General features: G+C 29.2%; 2 protein-coding genes. One reads left to right on the forward strand and one right to left on the reverse strand.

What is annotated here, in order from left to right; translation table 11 throughout:
- Nucleotides 1-386, forward strand: a 386-nt coding sequence (locus B3P17_RS03140; protein ID WP_291103278.1) for a TaqI-like C-terminal specificity domain-containing protein, incomplete at its 5' end; no start/stop codon positions are given.
- Here B3P17_RS03140 and B3P17_RS03145 read toward each other — a convergent pair.
- Nucleotides 370-773: TaqI-like C-terminal specificity domain-containing protein (locus B3P17_RS03145; protein WP_291103281.1), on the reverse strand; the 404-nt coding region annotated here is incomplete at its 5' end. The two genes, B3P17_RS03140 and B3P17_RS03145, sit on opposite strands and share 17 nt — an antisense overlap.

Below are 773 nucleotides of genomic sequence, written 5' to 3' on the forward strand. Positions count from 1 at the left end.
ATAAACAAAAAATTATATGGGGAGAGATTTCAGATAAATCTAAATTTGCATTAGATAATGAAGCTTTCTTTCCTGAAGCCACGTCTTTTTTAATGGTAGGGGATAAATTGAAATATATACTAGCTATGCTAAACTCAAGGCTTGGAGAGTGGGTCTTTAATCAGATCGGAACAACAACAGGAGTAGGAACAAATCGATGGAAAAAATATACATTAGAAAAATTATCGGTCAAAATGCCTACAGAATTAGAACAAATACATGTAGAACAAATGATAGATAATATAATTGAAACTCATTCTATTGATGAAATAGAAAAATTAGATAAGTATATATGCCAACTATACAAGTTATCTCAAGAAGAAGTTGAATTTATTGAGAACTTATAAATTGTATTTCTTCTTCAGATAGTCCATACATTGCATATATAAGATTGTCTATTATAGTTTCAAGGACTGTTGTATTCTCATTCTTTTCTTTTTTTATTAGCATTTCTTCTACTAACTTAATGAATGGCTCTTGCTCAAAATCAGATAATAATGGGATTGGAAATAGATTGACATTTTGACCACCAACTTGAACATCTCCAACTCCTGTCTTGTTCATGTTGGTAATATAGCTATACCATTTTATTACATTAGAGTTCAAAACAGACAGTAGATATTCTAGGTATGATCCTGTCAATATATAACAGGCATTATTCACAACATACTCATTGGAATCAATAGAAAAAGCCATTTGATTTCCAATAATCTTCCATATAATTTTTTGTTTAT

Source organism: Dysgonomonas sp. UBA7630, from assembly GCF_002483985.1.
GTDB lineage: Bacteria > Bacteroidota > Bacteroidia > Bacteroidales > Dysgonomonadaceae > Dysgonomonas.